The organism is Bradyrhizobium sp. Mp19, from assembly GCF_029952935.1.
Taxonomy (GTDB): domain Bacteria; phylum Pseudomonadota; class Alphaproteobacteria; order Rhizobiales; family Xanthobacteraceae; genus Bradyrhizobium; species Bradyrhizobium elkanii.
Map to the genome: position 1 here is coordinate 1 of NZ_JASAUT010000061.1, position 16,325 is coordinate 16,325.

13 protein-coding genes are annotated in these 16,325 nt (G+C 64.5%); 8 read left to right on the top strand and 5 right to left on the bottom strand.

The genetic code is table 11. The features are described from left to right. Positions 1-358: 358 nt before the first annotated feature. A complete protein-coding gene (locus QJT82_RS37775; protein ID WP_028342318.1) occupies positions 359-1,099 on the bottom strand; it encodes a FadR/GntR family transcriptional regulator in 741 nt (246 codons plus the stop codon). 160 nt (positions 1,100-1,259) lie between these two features. Between QJT82_RS37775 and QJT82_RS37780 the strand changes: the two genes are divergently transcribed. From QJT82_RS37780 to QJT82_RS37810, 7 genes are all read left to right on the top strand, one after another. Beyond that, positions 1,260-2,291: a TRAP transporter substrate-binding protein gene (locus tag QJT82_RS37780; protein WP_028342319.1), complete on the top strand. Its 1,032-nt coding sequence runs from the start codon at positions 1,260-1,262 to the stop codon at positions 2,289-2,291. 9 nt (positions 2,292-2,300) lie between these two features. Beyond that, entirely contained in the window at positions 2,301-4,157 is a 1,857-nt protein-coding gene (locus tag QJT82_RS37785) for a TRAP transporter large permease subunit (RefSeq protein ID WP_028342320.1), read from the top strand. A 12-nt stretch (positions 4,158-4,169) separates the two neighbouring features. Further along, positions 4,170-5,153 carry an NAD(P)-dependent oxidoreductase gene (locus tag QJT82_RS37790; RefSeq protein WP_028342321.1) on the top strand — a complete coding sequence of 328 codons (984 nt, stop codon included), beginning with the start codon at positions 4,170-4,172 and terminating at the stop codon, positions 5,151-5,153. Between the two features lie 161 nt (positions 5,154-5,314). After that, positions 5,315-6,511 (top strand): ABC transporter substrate-binding protein, encoded by a 1,197-nt coding sequence (locus tag QJT82_RS37795; protein WP_245288797.1) that lies wholly within the window; start codon positions 5,315-5,317, stop codon positions 6,509-6,511. A 19-nt stretch (positions 6,512-6,530) separates the two neighbouring features. After that, positions 6,531-7,388 carry a branched-chain amino acid ABC transporter permease gene (locus tag QJT82_RS37800; RefSeq protein ID WP_035632132.1) on the top strand — a complete coding sequence of 286 codons (858 nt, stop codon included), beginning with the start codon at positions 6,531-6,533 and terminating at the stop codon, positions 7,386-7,388. Continuing rightward, on the top strand, positions 7,388-9,187 hold the full coding sequence (locus tag QJT82_RS37805; protein ID WP_028342324.1) for an ATP-binding cassette domain-containing protein: 1,800 nt from the start codon (positions 7,388-7,390) through the stop codon (positions 9,185-9,187). Before QJT82_RS37800 ends, QJT82_RS37805 begins: the two co-directional genes overlap by 1 nt. Then, on the top strand, positions 9,168-9,911 hold the full coding sequence (locus tag QJT82_RS37810; RefSeq protein ID WP_051447974.1) for an ABC transporter ATP-binding protein: 744 nt from the start codon (positions 9,168-9,170) through the stop codon (positions 9,909-9,911). Before QJT82_RS37805 ends, QJT82_RS37810 begins: the two co-directional genes overlap by 20 nt. A 1-nt stretch (position 9,912) precedes the next feature. Here QJT82_RS37810 and QJT82_RS37815 read toward each other — a convergent pair whose 3' ends face one another. From QJT82_RS37815 to QJT82_RS37825, 3 genes are read right to left on the bottom strand one after another with little or no spacing between them, the layout of a single operon-like run. Further along, positions 9,913-10,956, bottom strand: a complete 1,044-nt coding sequence (locus tag QJT82_RS37815) for an A4/G1 family peptidase (RefSeq protein WP_028342326.1) — start codon at positions 10,954-10,956, stop codon at positions 9,913-9,915. Continuing rightward, a complete protein-coding gene (locus tag QJT82_RS37820) occupies positions 10,953-11,843 on the bottom strand; it encodes a phosphatase PAP2 family protein (protein WP_028342327.1) in 891 nt (296 codons plus the stop codon). Before QJT82_RS37820 ends, QJT82_RS37815 begins: the two co-directional genes overlap by 4 nt. A 43-nt stretch (positions 11,844-11,886) precedes the next feature. Next, on the bottom strand, positions 11,887-13,659 hold the full coding sequence (locus QJT82_RS37825; protein ID WP_028342328.1) for an adenylate/guanylate cyclase domain-containing protein: 1,773 nt from the start codon (positions 13,657-13,659) through the stop codon (positions 11,887-11,889). 682 nt (positions 13,660-14,341) lie between these two features. Between QJT82_RS37825 and QJT82_RS37830 the strand changes: the two genes are divergently transcribed. Beyond that, on the top strand, positions 14,342-15,634 hold the full coding sequence (locus QJT82_RS37830) for an MFS transporter (protein ID WP_028342329.1): 1,293 nt from the start codon (positions 14,342-14,344) through the stop codon (positions 15,632-15,634). A 4-nt stretch (positions 15,635-15,638) separates the two neighbouring features. On the opposite strand, the gene QJT82_RS37835 is transcribed toward QJT82_RS37830, so the two are convergent. Further along, positions 15,639-16,250: a TetR/AcrR family transcriptional regulator gene (locus tag QJT82_RS37835; RefSeq protein WP_028342330.1), complete on the bottom strand. Its 612-nt coding sequence runs from the start codon at positions 16,248-16,250 to the stop codon at positions 15,639-15,641. Positions 16,251-16,325: the final 75 nt, after the last annotated feature.

Here is a 16,325-nt window from a genome sequence, read left to right on the forward strand (position 1 = left end):
AGCGCCAAGGACCCAACGGCTTCCCGCCCACCCTCATCCTGACAGACTTCCAAGACACAGGGACCCATAACCACCGCGGCAAATGGTTGCGCAATGCTGGAACGACGAGTCCCGCCGACAACATCGGCCGCGGCGTATCGGTCCCTGCTTTCGCAGGGACGACGATTGGGATGTAGGTCACGCCCCATATTCGATGTCGTCCTGGCGAAAGCCAGGACCCATTACCCCAAATGTCAGGTCTTGCGCGACGCTGGGGCCACGATCCCGGTCACAACCACTTGCGGTGGTTATGGGTCCTGGCTTTCGCCAGGACGACCATGTGGAAGCAGTGAGCTCATCACGACCGCAGTCACCAACATCATCGGCGCTTGGCTGGACGCGGCGTGTCGAACTCCCGGCCACGGATTCGCACCAGATCGTCGGCGGAATTCGCCAGCAGCACGACCGTAGCTTGGCGCGCGCCGTCTGCATCTCCGGCGGAGATCGCGTCCAGCACTGCGCGGTGCTCGCGCAACGCCCGCGGACGGTGCGAGCCCGGTGCTGCGATCGTAAAACTCTGGCGCAGCATGATCTCGAACATCTGGGCGATCGGCCAGAAGAACTCGTTGCGGGTGGCGAAATAGATCGCCTGGTGGAACGCAATGTCGGCGGCGACGAACTCCTCATTGGTCTTTGCCGCGTCCATGCCGTCGCATCCGGCGCGGATGCGGGCGACGTCGACCTCCTCGGCATGGGTCGCCGCGAGCGCTGCCGCGGCCGGCTCGACCGCGGTGCGCAGCTGGAACAGCTTGGCCAGGTAACGGTCGATCTCCGCGCTCTCGAGGTGCCAGCGCAGCACGTCGGGATCGAGCTGATTCCACTGCTCGGGCGGCCGGACCCGCGTGCCGCTCTTGGGCCGCGACTCGATCAGGCCCTTGCCGGTCAAGGTGCGGATCGCCTCGCGCACCACGGTGCGGCTGACGTCCATCATCTCGCAGATCCGGATTTCCGGCGGCAGCGTTTCGCCGACGCCGATCTCGCCGCGCACGATGCTGCTGCCGACGCGGTCGGTGACCTGACTGTGCACGCTCCGACGCAACGCGTTGGATGTCTGGAACATCGAGGGCCTCGCTTCGGTTGCAGCCTGCGCCGCCGCCGAGCCGCGCCCTTGCACAACCGTATCCATTTTGTCATACATTATGACAAATCGGCTGCCAAGCTCACGCCGTCAGGCGGGCGGCCAACACAATAAAGATCCGTTCCCGGGGAGGAGCACCATCATGACGTCGAACCGCGTGAGCCGCCGCATTGTGCTGCAGTCGTCGGTCGCCGCGACCGCCTGGCTTGCCGCCGCGCCTGCAATCATCGGCCGCGCCGAGGCCGCGACCATGAAGATGCGATGCTCGTCGTCGCTTCCGAACGATCCCAAATATGCCAATGGCCGCGTCTACTACGACAATCTGGTCAAGAGCCTGAAGGCGAACGGGCTCGGCGAGCAGATCGAGGTCACCTTCTTCCCCGACAACCAACTCGGCCAGGAGATCGACGTCATCAACTCGGTAAAGCTTGGGGTGATCGACCTGATGGTGTCGGGCTCGTCGATCTCGGCGAATCTCGTGCCGCTGGTCGGCACCTTCGACCTCGGTTACCTCTTCACCAGCTTCCAGCAGCAGACCAAGGCGTTCGACGCCGGCGCGGCGAAGCCGATCGAGGCTGCGCTGCTCAAGGGCGCCAGCATTCACATCATCGGCTGGGCCTATAATTTCGGCGCGCGCAGCGTGCTGGCGAAGAAGCCGGTGAAGACGCCGGAGGATCTCGCCGGCCTGAAAATCCGCACGTTGCCCAATCCGATCATCACCGAGTGCCTGCGGCTGATGGGGGCCGCCGCAACGCCGCTGGCGTTCGGCGAGATCTACACGGCGCTGCAGGCCGGCGTGCTCGACGGCCTCGAACACGATCCGCCGACCATCCTGGCGAGCAAGTTCTACGAGACGGCGAAGCACTATGCGCTGACCCAGCACATCTTCTCGCCGCTCGCGGTGTATTTCAGCGACACCAGCTTCAACCGCATGGCTCCCAAGCTGCGCGAAGGCTTTCTCGACGCGGCGAACAAGGCCGCGACCGACACCCGCGCGCACGGTCTTGCGGTGGAGAAGGAGGCGCTGGCGGCGCTGGTGGAGAAGGGCGTCACCGTCGTCGAATGCGACAAGGAGGCGTTCCGCAAGCGCGTGCTGCCGCAGACCGATAATTTCATCAAGGCGCGGCCCGAGTCCAAGGCCGTCGTCGACCTGATCCGCGCCACGCAGGCCTGAGGTCGGCGCATGTCAGTGGCCGCAGTCGAGGCGAGAAGCAGCGCTGATCGGATCACGGCGCCGCTGCTCGCCGTCAGCGACGCGATCGCCGCGCTCCTGCTTGCCGCCGATCTCGTGGTGGTCTGCGTCTCGGTGCTGGCCCGCTTCCTGTTCAATGCGCCGGTCGAATGGTCCGACGACGTCGCCCGCGGCCTGATGGTCGGGTCGAGCTTCTTCGGCGCCGCAAGCGCGCTCGCGCGCAGCGAGAATCTCGGCGTCGCCTTCTTCGTCAACATGCTGCCGCACGCCCTGCGGCGGATGGTCGACGCGGTCGGTGCGCTGCTCGTCACCATCATCGCCGGCTATGTTGCGTTCAATGCCGTCAAGATGGGCTGGCTGACCACCGGCCAGACCTCCGGCTCCGGCCTGCCGCTGGAATGGACGTTCTATCCGATGGGGATCGGCGCGGCGTTCATGACGATCTTCGCGTTCGAGACGTTCTGTGGCCGGCCTCTGCGCGACATGGCGGCAGCCATCGTCGCGACCGCCGTCATCGTCGGCCTGTATCTCGCCTGGGATGCGCTGGCGCCATCGTCCGTGCTGTCGTCGCAGGCGTTGATGCTGATCGGCTTCTTCCTCACCTTGTTCGGCGGACTGCCGATCGGCTTTGCGCTGGCGCTGGCGGCGCTGATCTTCATCTGGGTCGAGGGCACGCTGCCCGGCGTGATCCTCGCCCAGCAGATGGCGCGCGGCATCGACAATTTCGTGCTGCTCGCGATCCCGTTCTTCATCCTGGTCGGCTACCTGATGGAAGCCAACGGCATGTCGGTCCGGTTGATCGAGCTGCTGCAGCGCGCGGTCGGACGGATGCGCGGCGGGCTCAACGTCGTCATGGTGATGTCGATGGTGCTGTTCTCCGGCATCTCGGGCTCCAAGATGGCCGACGTTGCCGCGGTCGGCTCGGTGCTGATCCCGGCGGCGCGCCGCTCGCGGCAGAATCCGGGCGGAGCCGTCGCGCTGCTCGCGGCCTCCGCTGTCATGGCGGAGACCATTCCGCCCTGCATCAATCTCATCATCCTCGGCTTCGTCGCCAACCTCTCGATCGGCGGACTGTTCGTCGCCGGCATGCTGCCGGCCGCGCTGATGGCGCTGGCGCTGATTGCGGTATCGATCATCTTCGGCAAGCGTCCCGCCGCGAACGTGGAAGCCGAGCCGCGCGCCGCGGTATCGGGACTCTGGACCGGTGCGATCGCCTCGTTCGGGCTAATCTTCATGATCTTCTTCGGCTTCAAGAGCGGCTTTGCCACCGCGACTGAAATCTCCGCCTTCGCCGCGGTCTATGCCATCGCCGTCGGCAGCCTGCTGTTCCGCGAGCTCGGCGCGAAGAGCCTCGCGCACTGCTTCGTGCAGTCGGCTGTTCGTTCGGGGCTGGTGCTGTTTATCGTCGCCGCGGCGCAGTCGCTGGCCTTCATCCTGACGCTGCAGCAGGTGCCGCATGCCGTCGGCGACCTCATGCTGGCGATCTCGGGCAGCCACGGGGTCTGGCTGTTCATGCTGCTGTCGATCCTGGTGCTGGTGGTGATGGGCTCGGTGCTCGAAGGCGCCGCGGCGCTGATCATTTTCGGCCCGCTGCTGCTGCCGGTTGCCGTCAAGCTCGGCATCGATCCGCTGCATTTCGGCGTCGTGCTTGTGATCGCGATGGGGCTTGGGCTCTTTGCCCCACCACTTGGCCTTGGGCTCTACGGCGCCTGCCTGATCGGCAACGTGCCGATCGAGCAGACCATCAAGCCGATCGCGGGCTATCTCGGCCTGCTGTTGCTGTGCCTGCTGGTGATCGCCTTCGTACCGGCGATCAGCACGGCCTTGCCGCATGCGCTCGGCTATTAGGGGGATGCGATCGTGAAGGTGCTGCTCGCCCATACCCCGCAGATGCGCCGCGATTATTACGGCGAGCGCAGCCTGAACGGCCTGCGCGCGGTCGCCGACGTCAAGTTGCACGAGGGGGAGGAGGCGCTCGACGCGGCCGCGCTGGTCAGGGCCGCGGCTGATGTCGACATCATCGTCGCCGACCGCATGACCCAGGGGCCGGGAGCAATCTTTCGGCAGCTGCCGAAGCTGCGCGCTTTTGTGCGGTGCGCGGTCGATATCCGCAATATCGACGTGGCCGCGGCCTCCTCCGCCGGCGTGCTGGTGACACAGGCGAGTGCCGGCTTCGTCCAGTCGGTCGCCGAGCTCGCGCTCGGCTTCATGATCGATTTGTCGCGCGGCGTCTCACGGGCAACCGCAGACTATCATGCGGGTAGGGTGCCCGAGGTCGTGATGGGCTACCAGCTTACGGGAAGCACGATCGGCATCATCGGCTATGGCAGCATCGGGCGCTATCTTGCCGGGATCGCAAAGGTGCTCGGCATGAATGTGCTGGTCGCCGATCCCTACGTAACGATCGATGATGCGGCGATCCGGCATCTGCCGCTCGACGATCTGCTGGCACGCGCCGACTACGTTGTCTGTCTCGCGATCGCCAACGCGCAGACCGAGAACCTGATCGGGCAGGCCGCACTGGCGCGGATGCCGAAGCACGCATTCTTCATCAACCTTTCGCGCGGAAACCTCGTCGACGAGGCGGCGCTGTCGGCCGCGCTGCGCGATGGCCGCATCGCGGGTGCCGCGATGGATGTCGGCCGCGCGCCGGACCAGATGCCGACGCCCGAGCTTGCGAAGATGCACAATGTGATCGCAACGCCGCATGTCGGCGGCCTGACGCCGCAGGCGATCGAGCATCAGTCATCGGAGACGGTACGCCAGGTCGCGAAGATCATTGCCGGCGAGATACCCGTCGGCGCGGTCAATGCCGAGCACTGGACGCGGCGGCCTCGGCCATGAAAGTTTGGCGAAGCCCAATGCCGTCCGCGGGGCTGGACAAGAGCTTCGCATCCGGCCCAGACTTGGCCCGCATAACCGCGGCCCCTGAGCGCGCGGACAATCAATGAACGGACGTCCCGCAACAAACGACGGGCGCCGAGAGGGAAACAGGGAGGCATCACATGGCTATGTCACGCCGTGACGTTTTGTTGGGCAGCGCCGGCGCATTGGGCGCCGCATCATTTTCCTTCCCAGCGCCTGCCATCGCACAGTCGGAACCGATCAAGATCGGCTGTCTCGCGGCGATCACCGGCCCGAGCTCGGCGCCGACCGTCGGCTTCAATCGCGGCGTCAACTTCGCGGTCGACGCCATCAACGGCGCCGGCGGGGTGAAGGGCCGCAAGATCGAACTCGTGATGCGCGACACCCAGGGCGATCCGACCAAGGCGGTGAACGCCACGCAGGAGCTGATCAGCCAGGCCAAGGTCCATGCGATCTGGGGCCCGCTGAACTCGGGCGAGGCGCTGGCGACAACGCCGATCATGGCGCGCGCCAAGATGCCGGACCTGCATCCCTGCGTCGTCGAGACCCTGATCGACCCGGTCAAGTTCCCCAACGCGTTCCGCATCGCGCCGTCGAACAACCAATGGGACGATGCCGTGCGCAATTACTGTCTCAAGATCCTCAAGGTGAAGAAGGTCGCGGTGATCGGCGACACCACCGGCTATGGCGTCACCGCGGTCGGCGCCTCCGTCGCGGCGTTCAAGAAGGACGGCGCCGAGGTAGCCTATCAGGCCAATATCGACGCCACGCAGCCCGACATGACGCCGGATATGCTGCGCGCCAAGAATGCCGGCGCGGAAGCGATCGTGGTATGGAGCGTCTCGACCGGCATGGAGGCGCGCATGTTCAACACCCGCGCCGCGATGAACTGGGACGTGCCCTTCGTCGGTCATCCCTCGATGGCGTCGGGCGAGCTTGCGAGCCTGGTCGCCAAGCCGGAGAACTGGAAGAAGGTCTACGCAATCGGCTACAAGAGCTGCAGCTATGACGGCGCCGGCAAGCTGCCGCCGAAGAGCGCGGACCTGGTCGCGCGCCTGACCACGGCCAACATCGCGCTGAACGACACATTGTTGTGGTGGGTCGCCGGCGGCATCGATTGCATCGAACTGATCGCAAAGGCGGTCGCCGAAAGTGGCTCGACCGACAGCGCCGGCATCATCAAGTACTGGAACACGCTGTCGACCTATCCCGGCTATTTCGGCAATTACCGCTTCTCGCCGACCGAGCACAACGGCTATTTGACCGAAGAGATCGTGATGTCGGAAGCCTCTACCGCCAAGGACGGCACCTTCGCGCTGGCGCCGGGGTACACATAGAAGGGCGAGGGCGCAGCCGATGCTGGCCTCGATCCTTGCATCCGGTCTCGCAGCGGGCGCGATCTACGCGCTCGTCGGCGTCACCTACAACACGATGTTCTCGACCTCGCGGGTGATGAGCTTCACCGCCGGCCAGCTCGCGATGCTGGGCGGCGTGTTCGGCTCGATGTTCACGCTGAAGCTCGGCCTGCCCATTGCCGTCGGCTTCGCGCTGACGCTGCTCTGCTGCGCGGTGATCGGAATCATCACCGAATTCGTCGCGGTGCGGCCGGTGCTCAAGAGCCTCGACCAGCATCTCTATGTGCTCTCGACCCTCGCGGTCGCGCTGATGATCCAGCAAATCACCGCGATCAAATGGGGCACCGAGCCGCAACCGTTCCCGCGCATCGCAGGATTCGGTGAGGGCGTTTGGGACGAGAAATTCTGGCTGCCGGTCCTCGCCTGCGCCGTCACCATCATCGGCCTTGAATATCTCTACCGCCGCACCCTGGTCGGCCGCGCGTTCCTCGCCATCGCGGAGGATAATTTTGCGGCACGGGCGCTCGGCTTGCCCGAGCGCAATCTGCGCGTCGCGAGCTACGCACTTGCCGGCGTGGTCGGCGGCATCGCCGGGTTTTCCGGCGGGCAGTTGCTGCTCGCCTTCTTCGCCAACGGCGCGCTGCTCAACTTCTACGGCTTCGTGCCGGTGGCGCTGGGCGGGCTCGGCAACAACAGAGGCGCGATCATCGGCGGGCTGGCGCTCGGCCTGTTCCAGCAGGCCGCGAACTTCCTGGTCGGCGGCATCTTCTCCTCGGTCGCGGTGTTCACGCTGTTCATCGTGGTGCTGCTCGCCGCGCCGCAAGGGCTGTTCGGCGCTTCGACCGCGCGGAGGGTGTGATGACGTCGGTCGTGGCCACTCCGTCCCGAACCGACAGCGGCGCATGGCGCACGGCGCTGCCGCACGTCCTGCCGTTCCTCGGCATTCTGGCGGCGGCGGTGCTGCTGCCGTTCGTCAGCAACGATTACTGGGTGCTGATCGGCACCCGCATGGCGATCTATTGGGTGCTGGTGTCGGGCCTCAATCTGGTGGTCGGCTTTGCCGGTCACCTTGCGATCGGCTATGTCGCGCTGCTGACGCTCGGCGCCTACACGACGAGCGTGCTGGTTGCCGGCAATGTGATGCCGGCGATTCCGGTGTTCGTCGCCTTGCCGATCGCCGGCTTGATCGGCGCGATTTTCGGCGTGGTCGTCGGCCTGCCGGCCCTGCGCCTGCGCACCTTCTACTTCGCGATGTCGACGCTCGGCTTTGCGACCATCGTGACCCAGATCGCGCTGGCCTGGCAGAGCGTGACCGGCGGCGGCATCGGCATTGCCGGTCCGGAATTCCCGGCGCCGTTCAACACGCCGTGGGGCTTCTACGCCCTCTGCATCGCCTTCGCCGCATTGACCACCTGGATGAGCGCCAATGTCGCGCGCAGCCGGTTCGGTCGCGCGTTGATCGCGGTCCGCGACGCCGAGGTCGCCGCCGAGGCCAGCGGCATCTCCAAGCCGAAAATGCTGATCGCGATCTTCCTGTTCGCCGGCGCGCTGGCGGCGATCGCCGGCGGATTGTTCGCGACCCTGCAGACCTACATCACGCCCGATGCCTTCACCTTCGATCTTTCGGTGCTGTTCTTCATCGCGATCCTGATCGGCGGCCGCGGCTCGATCCTTGGCCCGATGCTCGGCACCATCATCCTGACCATCCTGCCCGAGATCGCGGCGCCGCTCGCGGCATGGTCGACGTTCCTCTACGCGGTGCTGCTGCTCGTGATCGTGCTGGTGATGCCGGGCGGCATCGCGGCGTTGCTCGATTTCCGCAACCGCCGTCCGCTCGCCAGCAACCGCGCCATCATCCCGCGCCCCGCTGCACTCTCCGACATCGTGCGCCGCAGGGACGGCGGCAAGACGCTGCAACTGCGCGGCATCGCGCTGAGCTTCGGCAATGTGAAGGCGATCGACGGTCTCGATCTCGATATCGCGCCCGGCGCGATCCACGGGCTGATCGGACCGAACGGCAGCGGCAAGACCACGACGCTCAACGTGATTTCGGGCTATTATGCCGCCAAAGCCGGCACCATGACGCTAGGCGGCGAAGTTTTAGCCGCGGGCCAGCCGGTCAAGCGCGCCGCCTGCGGCATCGCGCGCACCTTCCAGACGCCGCGCGTGATCGGCGAAGCTTCGGTGCTGGAGAACGTCATGATCGGCGGCTCGATCGAGGGCCGGGCCAATTTCGTCGAGGCGATGCTCGCACTGCCGCGCAACGGCGCCGATGAGCGTCTGCTCGCCGCCAAGGCGCACGCGCTGCTTGGCGTCGTCGGCCTCGAGGCGCTCGCCGACATACGCGCTGATCGCCTGCAGCACAGCGAGCTGCGCTTCATCGAGATCGCGCGGGCGCTGATGCTCGATCCGGACTTCCTGCTGCTCGACGAGCCCGCCGCGGGTCTCTCCAACGACGAGATCGAGCGGCTCGCCAGCCTGATCAAGGCGGTCTGCGGCCGCGGCACCGGCGTGCTGCTGGTCGAGCACCATGCCGATCTGATCTTCGACATCTGCCACCAGGTCACCGTGCTCAATCTGGGCCGGACGCTGGCGGCGGGAACTCCGGCGGAGATTCGTGTCCACAAGGAGGTCGTCAGTGCCTATCTCGGCGGCTGAACCGTTGCTCGCGGTCAATGGGCTGGAGTCCGGCTACGGCAAGATCCGTGTGCTGCACGGCATCGACGTCACGATTGCCGCCGGCGAGGTCGTGGCGCTGCTCGGGCCTAACGGTGCCGGCAAGACCACGCTGCTGCGCGCGATGTCCGGACTGTTGCCGGTCACTGCCGGGCGGGTCCGGTTCGGCGACCGCGACATGACCAACGCGACGCCGCGCGATGCCGCGCGGGCCGGGCTGGTGCATGTGATCGAGGGACATCGCGTGTTCACGCAGATATCGGTGACCGACAATTTGCTGCTCGCCGGTTATGACCTGCCGCGCGCCGAGCGCGCCGTGCGGATCGAGGAGGCGTTGGCGTTCTTTCCCGAGATCGCCGAGAAGCGGCATGAACGCGGCGGCGCGCTGTCGGGAGGGCAGCAGCAGATGCTGACGGTGGCGCAGGGCCTGGTCCGCCGACCGCGGCTCCTGATGCTCGACGAGCCATCCGCGGGGCTGTCGCCGGTGCTGGTCGATCGGGTCCTCAACGTCATCGGCCGGCTGCGCGAGCAGGGCACCTCTGTGCTGCTGGTTGAGCAGCTGCTGGAAAAGGCGCTCGCCTGTGCCGATCGCGTCTACGCGCTGGTGCAGGGCGCGATCGCGCTGGAGGCGCCGACCGGGGAGAGCGACCTCGCGCACCGGCTCGAGCGCGCCTATTTCGGTCATGAGAGCCACGCGTTGGGGTAAGCTAGCGGAAGTGCGTCAGAAACTCCGTCGAACCGATCGGCTTCGCGATGGAGGGCTTCTCGGTTCTTTCCGGCTTCTCCTTCTCCTTCACGACATGCATGTCGATGAGCCTCGCGCCGGAGAGATTGCGCTCCACCATCGCTCCGGTATCCGTGTTGATCGCCGACGCGCCGCAGTCGTGGAAAACCACCGTACCGTAGTCTGGAAGCTGCAAGGGGGTTGGATTTCCCGGGCCGGCCGACCTCTCCATCACCCATTCCGCCGTCGCGCCGGGAATCTTGAAGGGCTGCCCAAGATGGGTGAGGGGTGCGGTTTGAAAGAACTGTACGGAGCGACTGGTCGTAAGGTTCGTGATCACGAACGACACACCCGTGCGATCCGGCGCTACCTGCATGAGGCACATGATCAGATCGCCGGCATGAACCTTCGGCGACACAAGCGTTACGGGAAACGCTTGAGCCGGGTCGCCCCTTACCCACCATTGCCACCACGCGAAGAACGACGTCGTCGGGCTGCCCGCGCCCGTGGCTGGGTCGATGTTCTGCGCGGTGCCAATTTGCGGCAAGGTCGATCTGTAATACCGACGTTGTCCATCGAAGCCAATCCAGGTCGAGCTGTGATACGTCTCGCTGGCCAGGCCGCCGGCCGGCCGGGTTGGTGTTGGAACCTGAAACTTGCCCCAGATCGACGAGAAGATGGTGCCATCCCTCGGCGTGATGTAGGCACCGGACCAGTTGAGGCTGCTTTCCCGCCGCGGCGATTGGGCGAAAGATCCGCGGAGGCCCGCAGTGACCGGGGAAAGCACCTGGAAATCGAAGGCCTCGAAGGCCACCGTCGGACTAAACATCTTTTGCCAGAATGCATACTCGGCCGGCTGAAGCGCCGGGTCCGGTCGTCTTGGAAAACCGAGCGCCTTCAACTCGTCCTGCGACGCCACCAACGTGCGAAAGCCGGTGGGGGGAAGAACGCTGGTCGTCGAATCCTTGATGACCTTCGTCGCGCCTTCGACGTCGTATGTGGGGCTCTGCCCATCCTGGTTGCTCATTGCCATTCGCCTGCGGCAGCCGTGATTGCGGCGTCAAACATCAGCACGGTGGTTGGCGTCAGAATGACGGTGTCCAGCAGATCGGCGATTCTGGCGCCGGCTTCTGAATCCTTCGGATAGTGCACACCGGCGATCTCGCGGTTTCGGGCAATCGAATCCGCCAGAATCGACAGGTCGGACTTCCATACGCCCTGGTCGGCCCCAGACATTGTCGTTGCGGCGAACACCCGAAGCATGCAGTTCTTCATAAAATGCGCCTGGGTCGAATGCCCGCTGGGCCAGGACGAGTGACCGGGGACCTGGATCGGCGGCAGCAAAGCGGGACAAATCTGCGACGGCCGGGGCAAATCGTACTTGTCCTTGAAATACAATGCAGCAAAGGACCCAATCAAACTCGCGATATTCAATAGGCGCCAGGTTTGCGGATGCGAACCAGGCCTGGCGGTCAGCACGGCGAGAAAATCCGAGAAAAATTCAACGTCCTGCGAGAGGATCGCGCCCATGGCATCCGGCCGTTCATCCCGCGCGGCAAGCACGAGGTTGTCGATTTGGGCGGCATAATTGGCGATCAGGTCGGCCCGAATTTGCGTGAAGGTGGCGTCAGCATCGATGGTGGCCGCCCAGGTGGGGACATTGGCGATGAACTGATGCAGGACACGCCACGCATACCAGTTTGCAGACCATTGTCGGCTGCCGAAATGCGTCGGCGGCGTCCGTCGCAGGCTGCCAAGCTCGGCTGTGCCCGAGGGGTCGAGCCTCGTGACGAATGGCAAATCAACGCGGTCTGAAATAAACCAGCCACCCCCTCCAATGTTGCCGGTGTTTCCGGTGTTGCCGGTATTGCCGGTGTTTCCGGTATTGCCCGTGTTACCTGTGTTGCCTGTCATCGACGTCTCTCCCTCTCTCGGCAGTTGCCGTCAGCAATACCAGTCAATCAGGAAGCCCCGCCGATCGCAGGTGGCCGAGCCAGGTTTCCAACGCACCGCCACGAAACGGGCAGTGTGGCGCGTAGGACGAAATGCGAAATCCGGGTTGAATTTCCAGGTAGCGACGGGCCGCCTCCGCTGCTTCTTCACGGCGGCCCAAGGCACCAAGCGTGACGATGAGCAGACGATGATTGAAGCGAATAAGTCCGTTGCGGTTCAGTGCGCCACGCACCCACTCCAGCGCCTGCTCATAGTCGCCATCCACGTAGTGAGCCTGGCCGAACAGCCCTTCGTGCCAGAACGAGCGCGCGTCGAGCGGCGAGAGCCGGACGCCCTGCTCACCCTGGCGGACGGCGGCTGGGCCATCGCCAAGAAAGCCGGATGTAGCACTCGCCATGGTCCAGGCCATGGCCGAACTTGGGCCGGCGGCAATCGCGCGGTCGAGGGCTTTCCTTGCGCTTTGAAAGTCATGCAGCAAGAACGACTGGACGTGACCATACACCGCCAGCGCGAATGCATCGTCGCCGCCTCGATCGATCGCTTCCTTGGCGTATCTGGCGCCGGCGATGACATCACCCTCGGGATCCGGCGATCCGATTTCCCCTATCCGGAACACATACCACAGCGCGACGTAGGAATAGGCCAACGAAAAATTTGGATCGTGTGAAATGGCTTGCTCGAGCAGGCCGCGCGCCTTGGAAAAGGAATCGTAGTCCATCCGGTACAACAGATCGAGCGCCTGCAATACGAGATCGTAGGCGGTGAGGTTCTGCGGATGTTTCCGCATCGATCGCATAAGCTCACGCTCGCGAACCTGCGGCGCGATCTGTCTTACAACGTTGATGGCAATCCGATCCTGAAGCGCAAACAGTTCGCGAAGGTCGCCTTCATGCAAGTCCGAGCGAATGACTTCGCCCGACTCGGCGTCGCTGAGTTCGGTCACGATACGGACCGAGGTCATCGTCCTCTGAATCCCCCCGTAGAGGACATAACGAACCCCGAGCCGGCGCCCGATTTCGCGCACGTCGACGTTGCGGCCGCTGAAGCCGAGGCTGGATCCGCGTGATACGACGAAAAGCTCCTTGAGCCCGGCAAGGCCGCGAATGATGTCGTCAACGACACCATCAGCGAAATACCCCTCTTCCGGGGTGGTCAGGTTCATTCGGAACGGCAGAACGGCAATCGAGGGGCGAGGTTCCGAGCCTGCCGGGGCTTCGCCAACAAGCTTCGCGGGCTGCATGGATCGGTGGAGCGCATATACGCGGACAGGCCGGCCCATGTTGCGAAGATGCAGATCGCCAAGATCAATCACGCTGACGTCCAGGTCCCGGCCGATCTGCTCCGCAACGGCTCCCGAAATCACGACGCCGCCCGCTTGCGCATAGTTCTGAAGACGTGCCGCGATGTTGACGCCCTCGCCATAGACGTCATTTTCCTCAACGATGATATCCGCGGCATTCAGCCCTATGCGAAAGCTGATGCGCTCGTCAGCGGGCATCCCGGCTGTATTCACGGCAACAGCCTCTTGCAGTGAGAGAGCGCACCGCGTTGCGTCGCGCGCGGTATCGAATGTTGCAAGGAAGCCGTCGCCGGTATTCTTGACGATCCTTCCGTTTTGCGCCGTGACGCCCGGGTCGAGGATTTCCGAGCGCAATTGCATCAGCCGGGTATGGGTGTTTTCCTCGTGCGCCTCCATCAAGCGCGTATACCCGACCACATCTGCCGCAAGGATTGCCGCAAGACGTCGTCGAACTTCCGGCGTCGATGGGGTCATCATATTATTGATACTTCTGCAAATTTTACTGATACGCGATTAAAATCCGGCACAAAGGAAAAGACCTCAACGCGAAAAGAATATCTTCATCAAGGTCATAAAGGAAGACTTCATCCGGCAGGGATGTGCCAACCGAGTGGACTGGTACAGTATGATGTTTGCAACTTTTGAGGAGGCGGTCGCGGACGCGCAAGCGCGATGCCTCCAACGGGTGGGCCGGGTGCGGACCAAGCGGCATTCGCGCCTTGAGCATGCGATGCAAATGCGTCCCTCGACTTCATGGCTGGATCATCTCGCGGCGAAAACGCGTCACCATTGATCTGCGTCAATGCAGGAAATGGTGTTTTCCCGCTTGCCGCCGATCATGGGCGAGTTTGGCCGGGAGCGCGGCGGTACTGTCGGAGTGATCGCCATCGTTGTATCCGGTGCTGCCAGTCGTCCGACCGAGCCTGGTCGGAATTCCCGCAGATAGCAGAAAGTCACTGGCGTGGCCGAGGTGGTTGACATCGCGCGCAAGTCTGCCGCGTCAGGCCTGACTGTCTATGAATTGCTTCACACAATTTGCACCGTTCATTGAGCGAGTTGACGCGGGCTGGTGCCACTTTGTCGGTCCATGGGACTTGACCGTCAGCGGGCGCGGGCTGAAACAGGTATTCGTCCTCTGACCCTGGCAACGAAGACCCACATGCGACTTCCCTTTTTCTACGGCTGGATCATCGTCGCGGTGACCTTCGTCACCATGGCGATCGGCGTCAACGCGCGTACGGCGTTCTCGCTGTTCTATCCGCCGATCATCTCTGAATTCGGCTGGGAGCGCGGCATCACGGCGGGCGCCTTCTCGTTCGGCTTTGTCGCCTCGGCGATCGCAAGTCCGCTGATCGGGCGGTTGATGGACCGCGGCGGTCCGCGCGCGGTGATGGAGCTTGGCGTGCTCTTGATGGGCTCGGGCCTGCTGCTGGCGCCGCTGACGACGCAGCCCTGGCACCTCTACCTCACGATCGGCGTGCTGGTCGGCGCTGGCAGCGTCTGCCTCGGCTATTCCGGACAATCGCTGTTCGTGCCGAACTGGTTCCTCCGCCGCCGCGGACTTGCGATCGGGCTCGCCTTCGCCGGCGTCGGCATCGGTTCGGTGACGCTGCTGCCGTGGGTGCAGCACATGATCGAGCACACCGGCTGGCGCACCGCCTGCACCGCAATGGGGATCGTGGTGCTGGTCGTGCTCGCGCCGATCAATCTCTTGCTGCACAAGCGGCCGGAGGACATCGGCCTGCAGCCGGACGGCGATGCCGCGCCGACGGCGACGTCAGCCAGGCCGGCATCGAACATCGTCGACCCGGTGTGGGCCGGCACCGACTGGACGCTGTCGCGTGCGCTGCGCACCGCGCGGTTCTGGTGGATCGCGACCGGTTATTTCTGCGGCCTGTACATCTGGTACGCGGTGCAGGTGCACCAGACCAAATTCCTGCTCGACATCGGCTTCAGCTCCAGCGTCAGCGTCTGGGCGCTTGGCGTCGTCAGCCTGCTCGGCATTCCCGGCCAGATCTGGCTCGGGCATCTCTCCGATCGCATCGGCCGGGAATGGGTGTGGGCGATCTCCTGCTTCGGCTTCGTGATCTGCTTCGCCGCGCTCGCCGCCTTGAAATACTGGCCCAACATGGCGCTGATCTATCTCATGGTCTTCACCCAGGGCGCGCTGGGCTATGGCCTGACATCCGTGATGGGACCGGTCGTGCTGGAGATCTTCCAGGGCAAGCATTACGGCAGCATCTTCGGCACCGTGATGCTGGCTGCGCTCGCCGGCGGCGCTGCGGGCCCCTGGATCACCGGCCAACTCTATGATCTCTCGGGCAGCTATACCAGCGCCTTCCTGCTCGGGATCGCCGTCAGCCTGCTGTCGGCATTTGCGATCTGGCAGGCCTCGCCCCGCAAGGTCCGCGCCGTCGCCGGACAGATGCACAAGGTCGCACGCGCGGCCTGACGCGTCAGGCCGACGAAACTCCGATCGCGCGCTGCAGGTCGGTGATCGCGCGCAGGCAGCTGTCGGCGGGGGTGGTTTCCGGATCGATCAGGCGGTGCAGGCGGAAACCATCTTCCAGCGCCAGCACGATCGCTCCGGTCCAATCCGGATCGAGTCGGCCGTTCCTGCCGCTGTTCTTCTGCGCAGTCGTGACGATGTCGGCGATCAGCTTGCGCCGCGCGCGCAGACGCTTGGCGAGCTCGGGCCGGCGCTTCTCGGCGCGCGCCACGAACAGGATCATCTCCATGTGCAGGAGAGGGGAGCGGCCGAGCGGATCCTGCCGGCTGCGGTCCATGGTGCGCAGCGCCTCGAGGAAGTCGGCCAGGTTGCTGTGCCGGGCGAGCAAATCGAGATTGCGTCGGATCGATTGCTCGACGTGATCCTCAAGCATCGCGAAGATCAGCTCGTCCTTGCTCTTGAAGTTCGAATAGAAAGCGCCGCGGGTGAAGCCCGCCGCGGCCGCGATCGCCTCGATGCTGGCGCCGCCGATGCCCTGTTCCTCGAACACCCGCGCCGCCGCCTCGAACAGCTTCTCGCAGGTGTCGTCCCGTGTCGGTCTGGTTCGAACCCTTGACATCGGCGCATTTTAGGGCACAATGCAACTCGATACAAGAGTGTATCGAGTTGCATTCGACAGAACCAGAACAGCCGC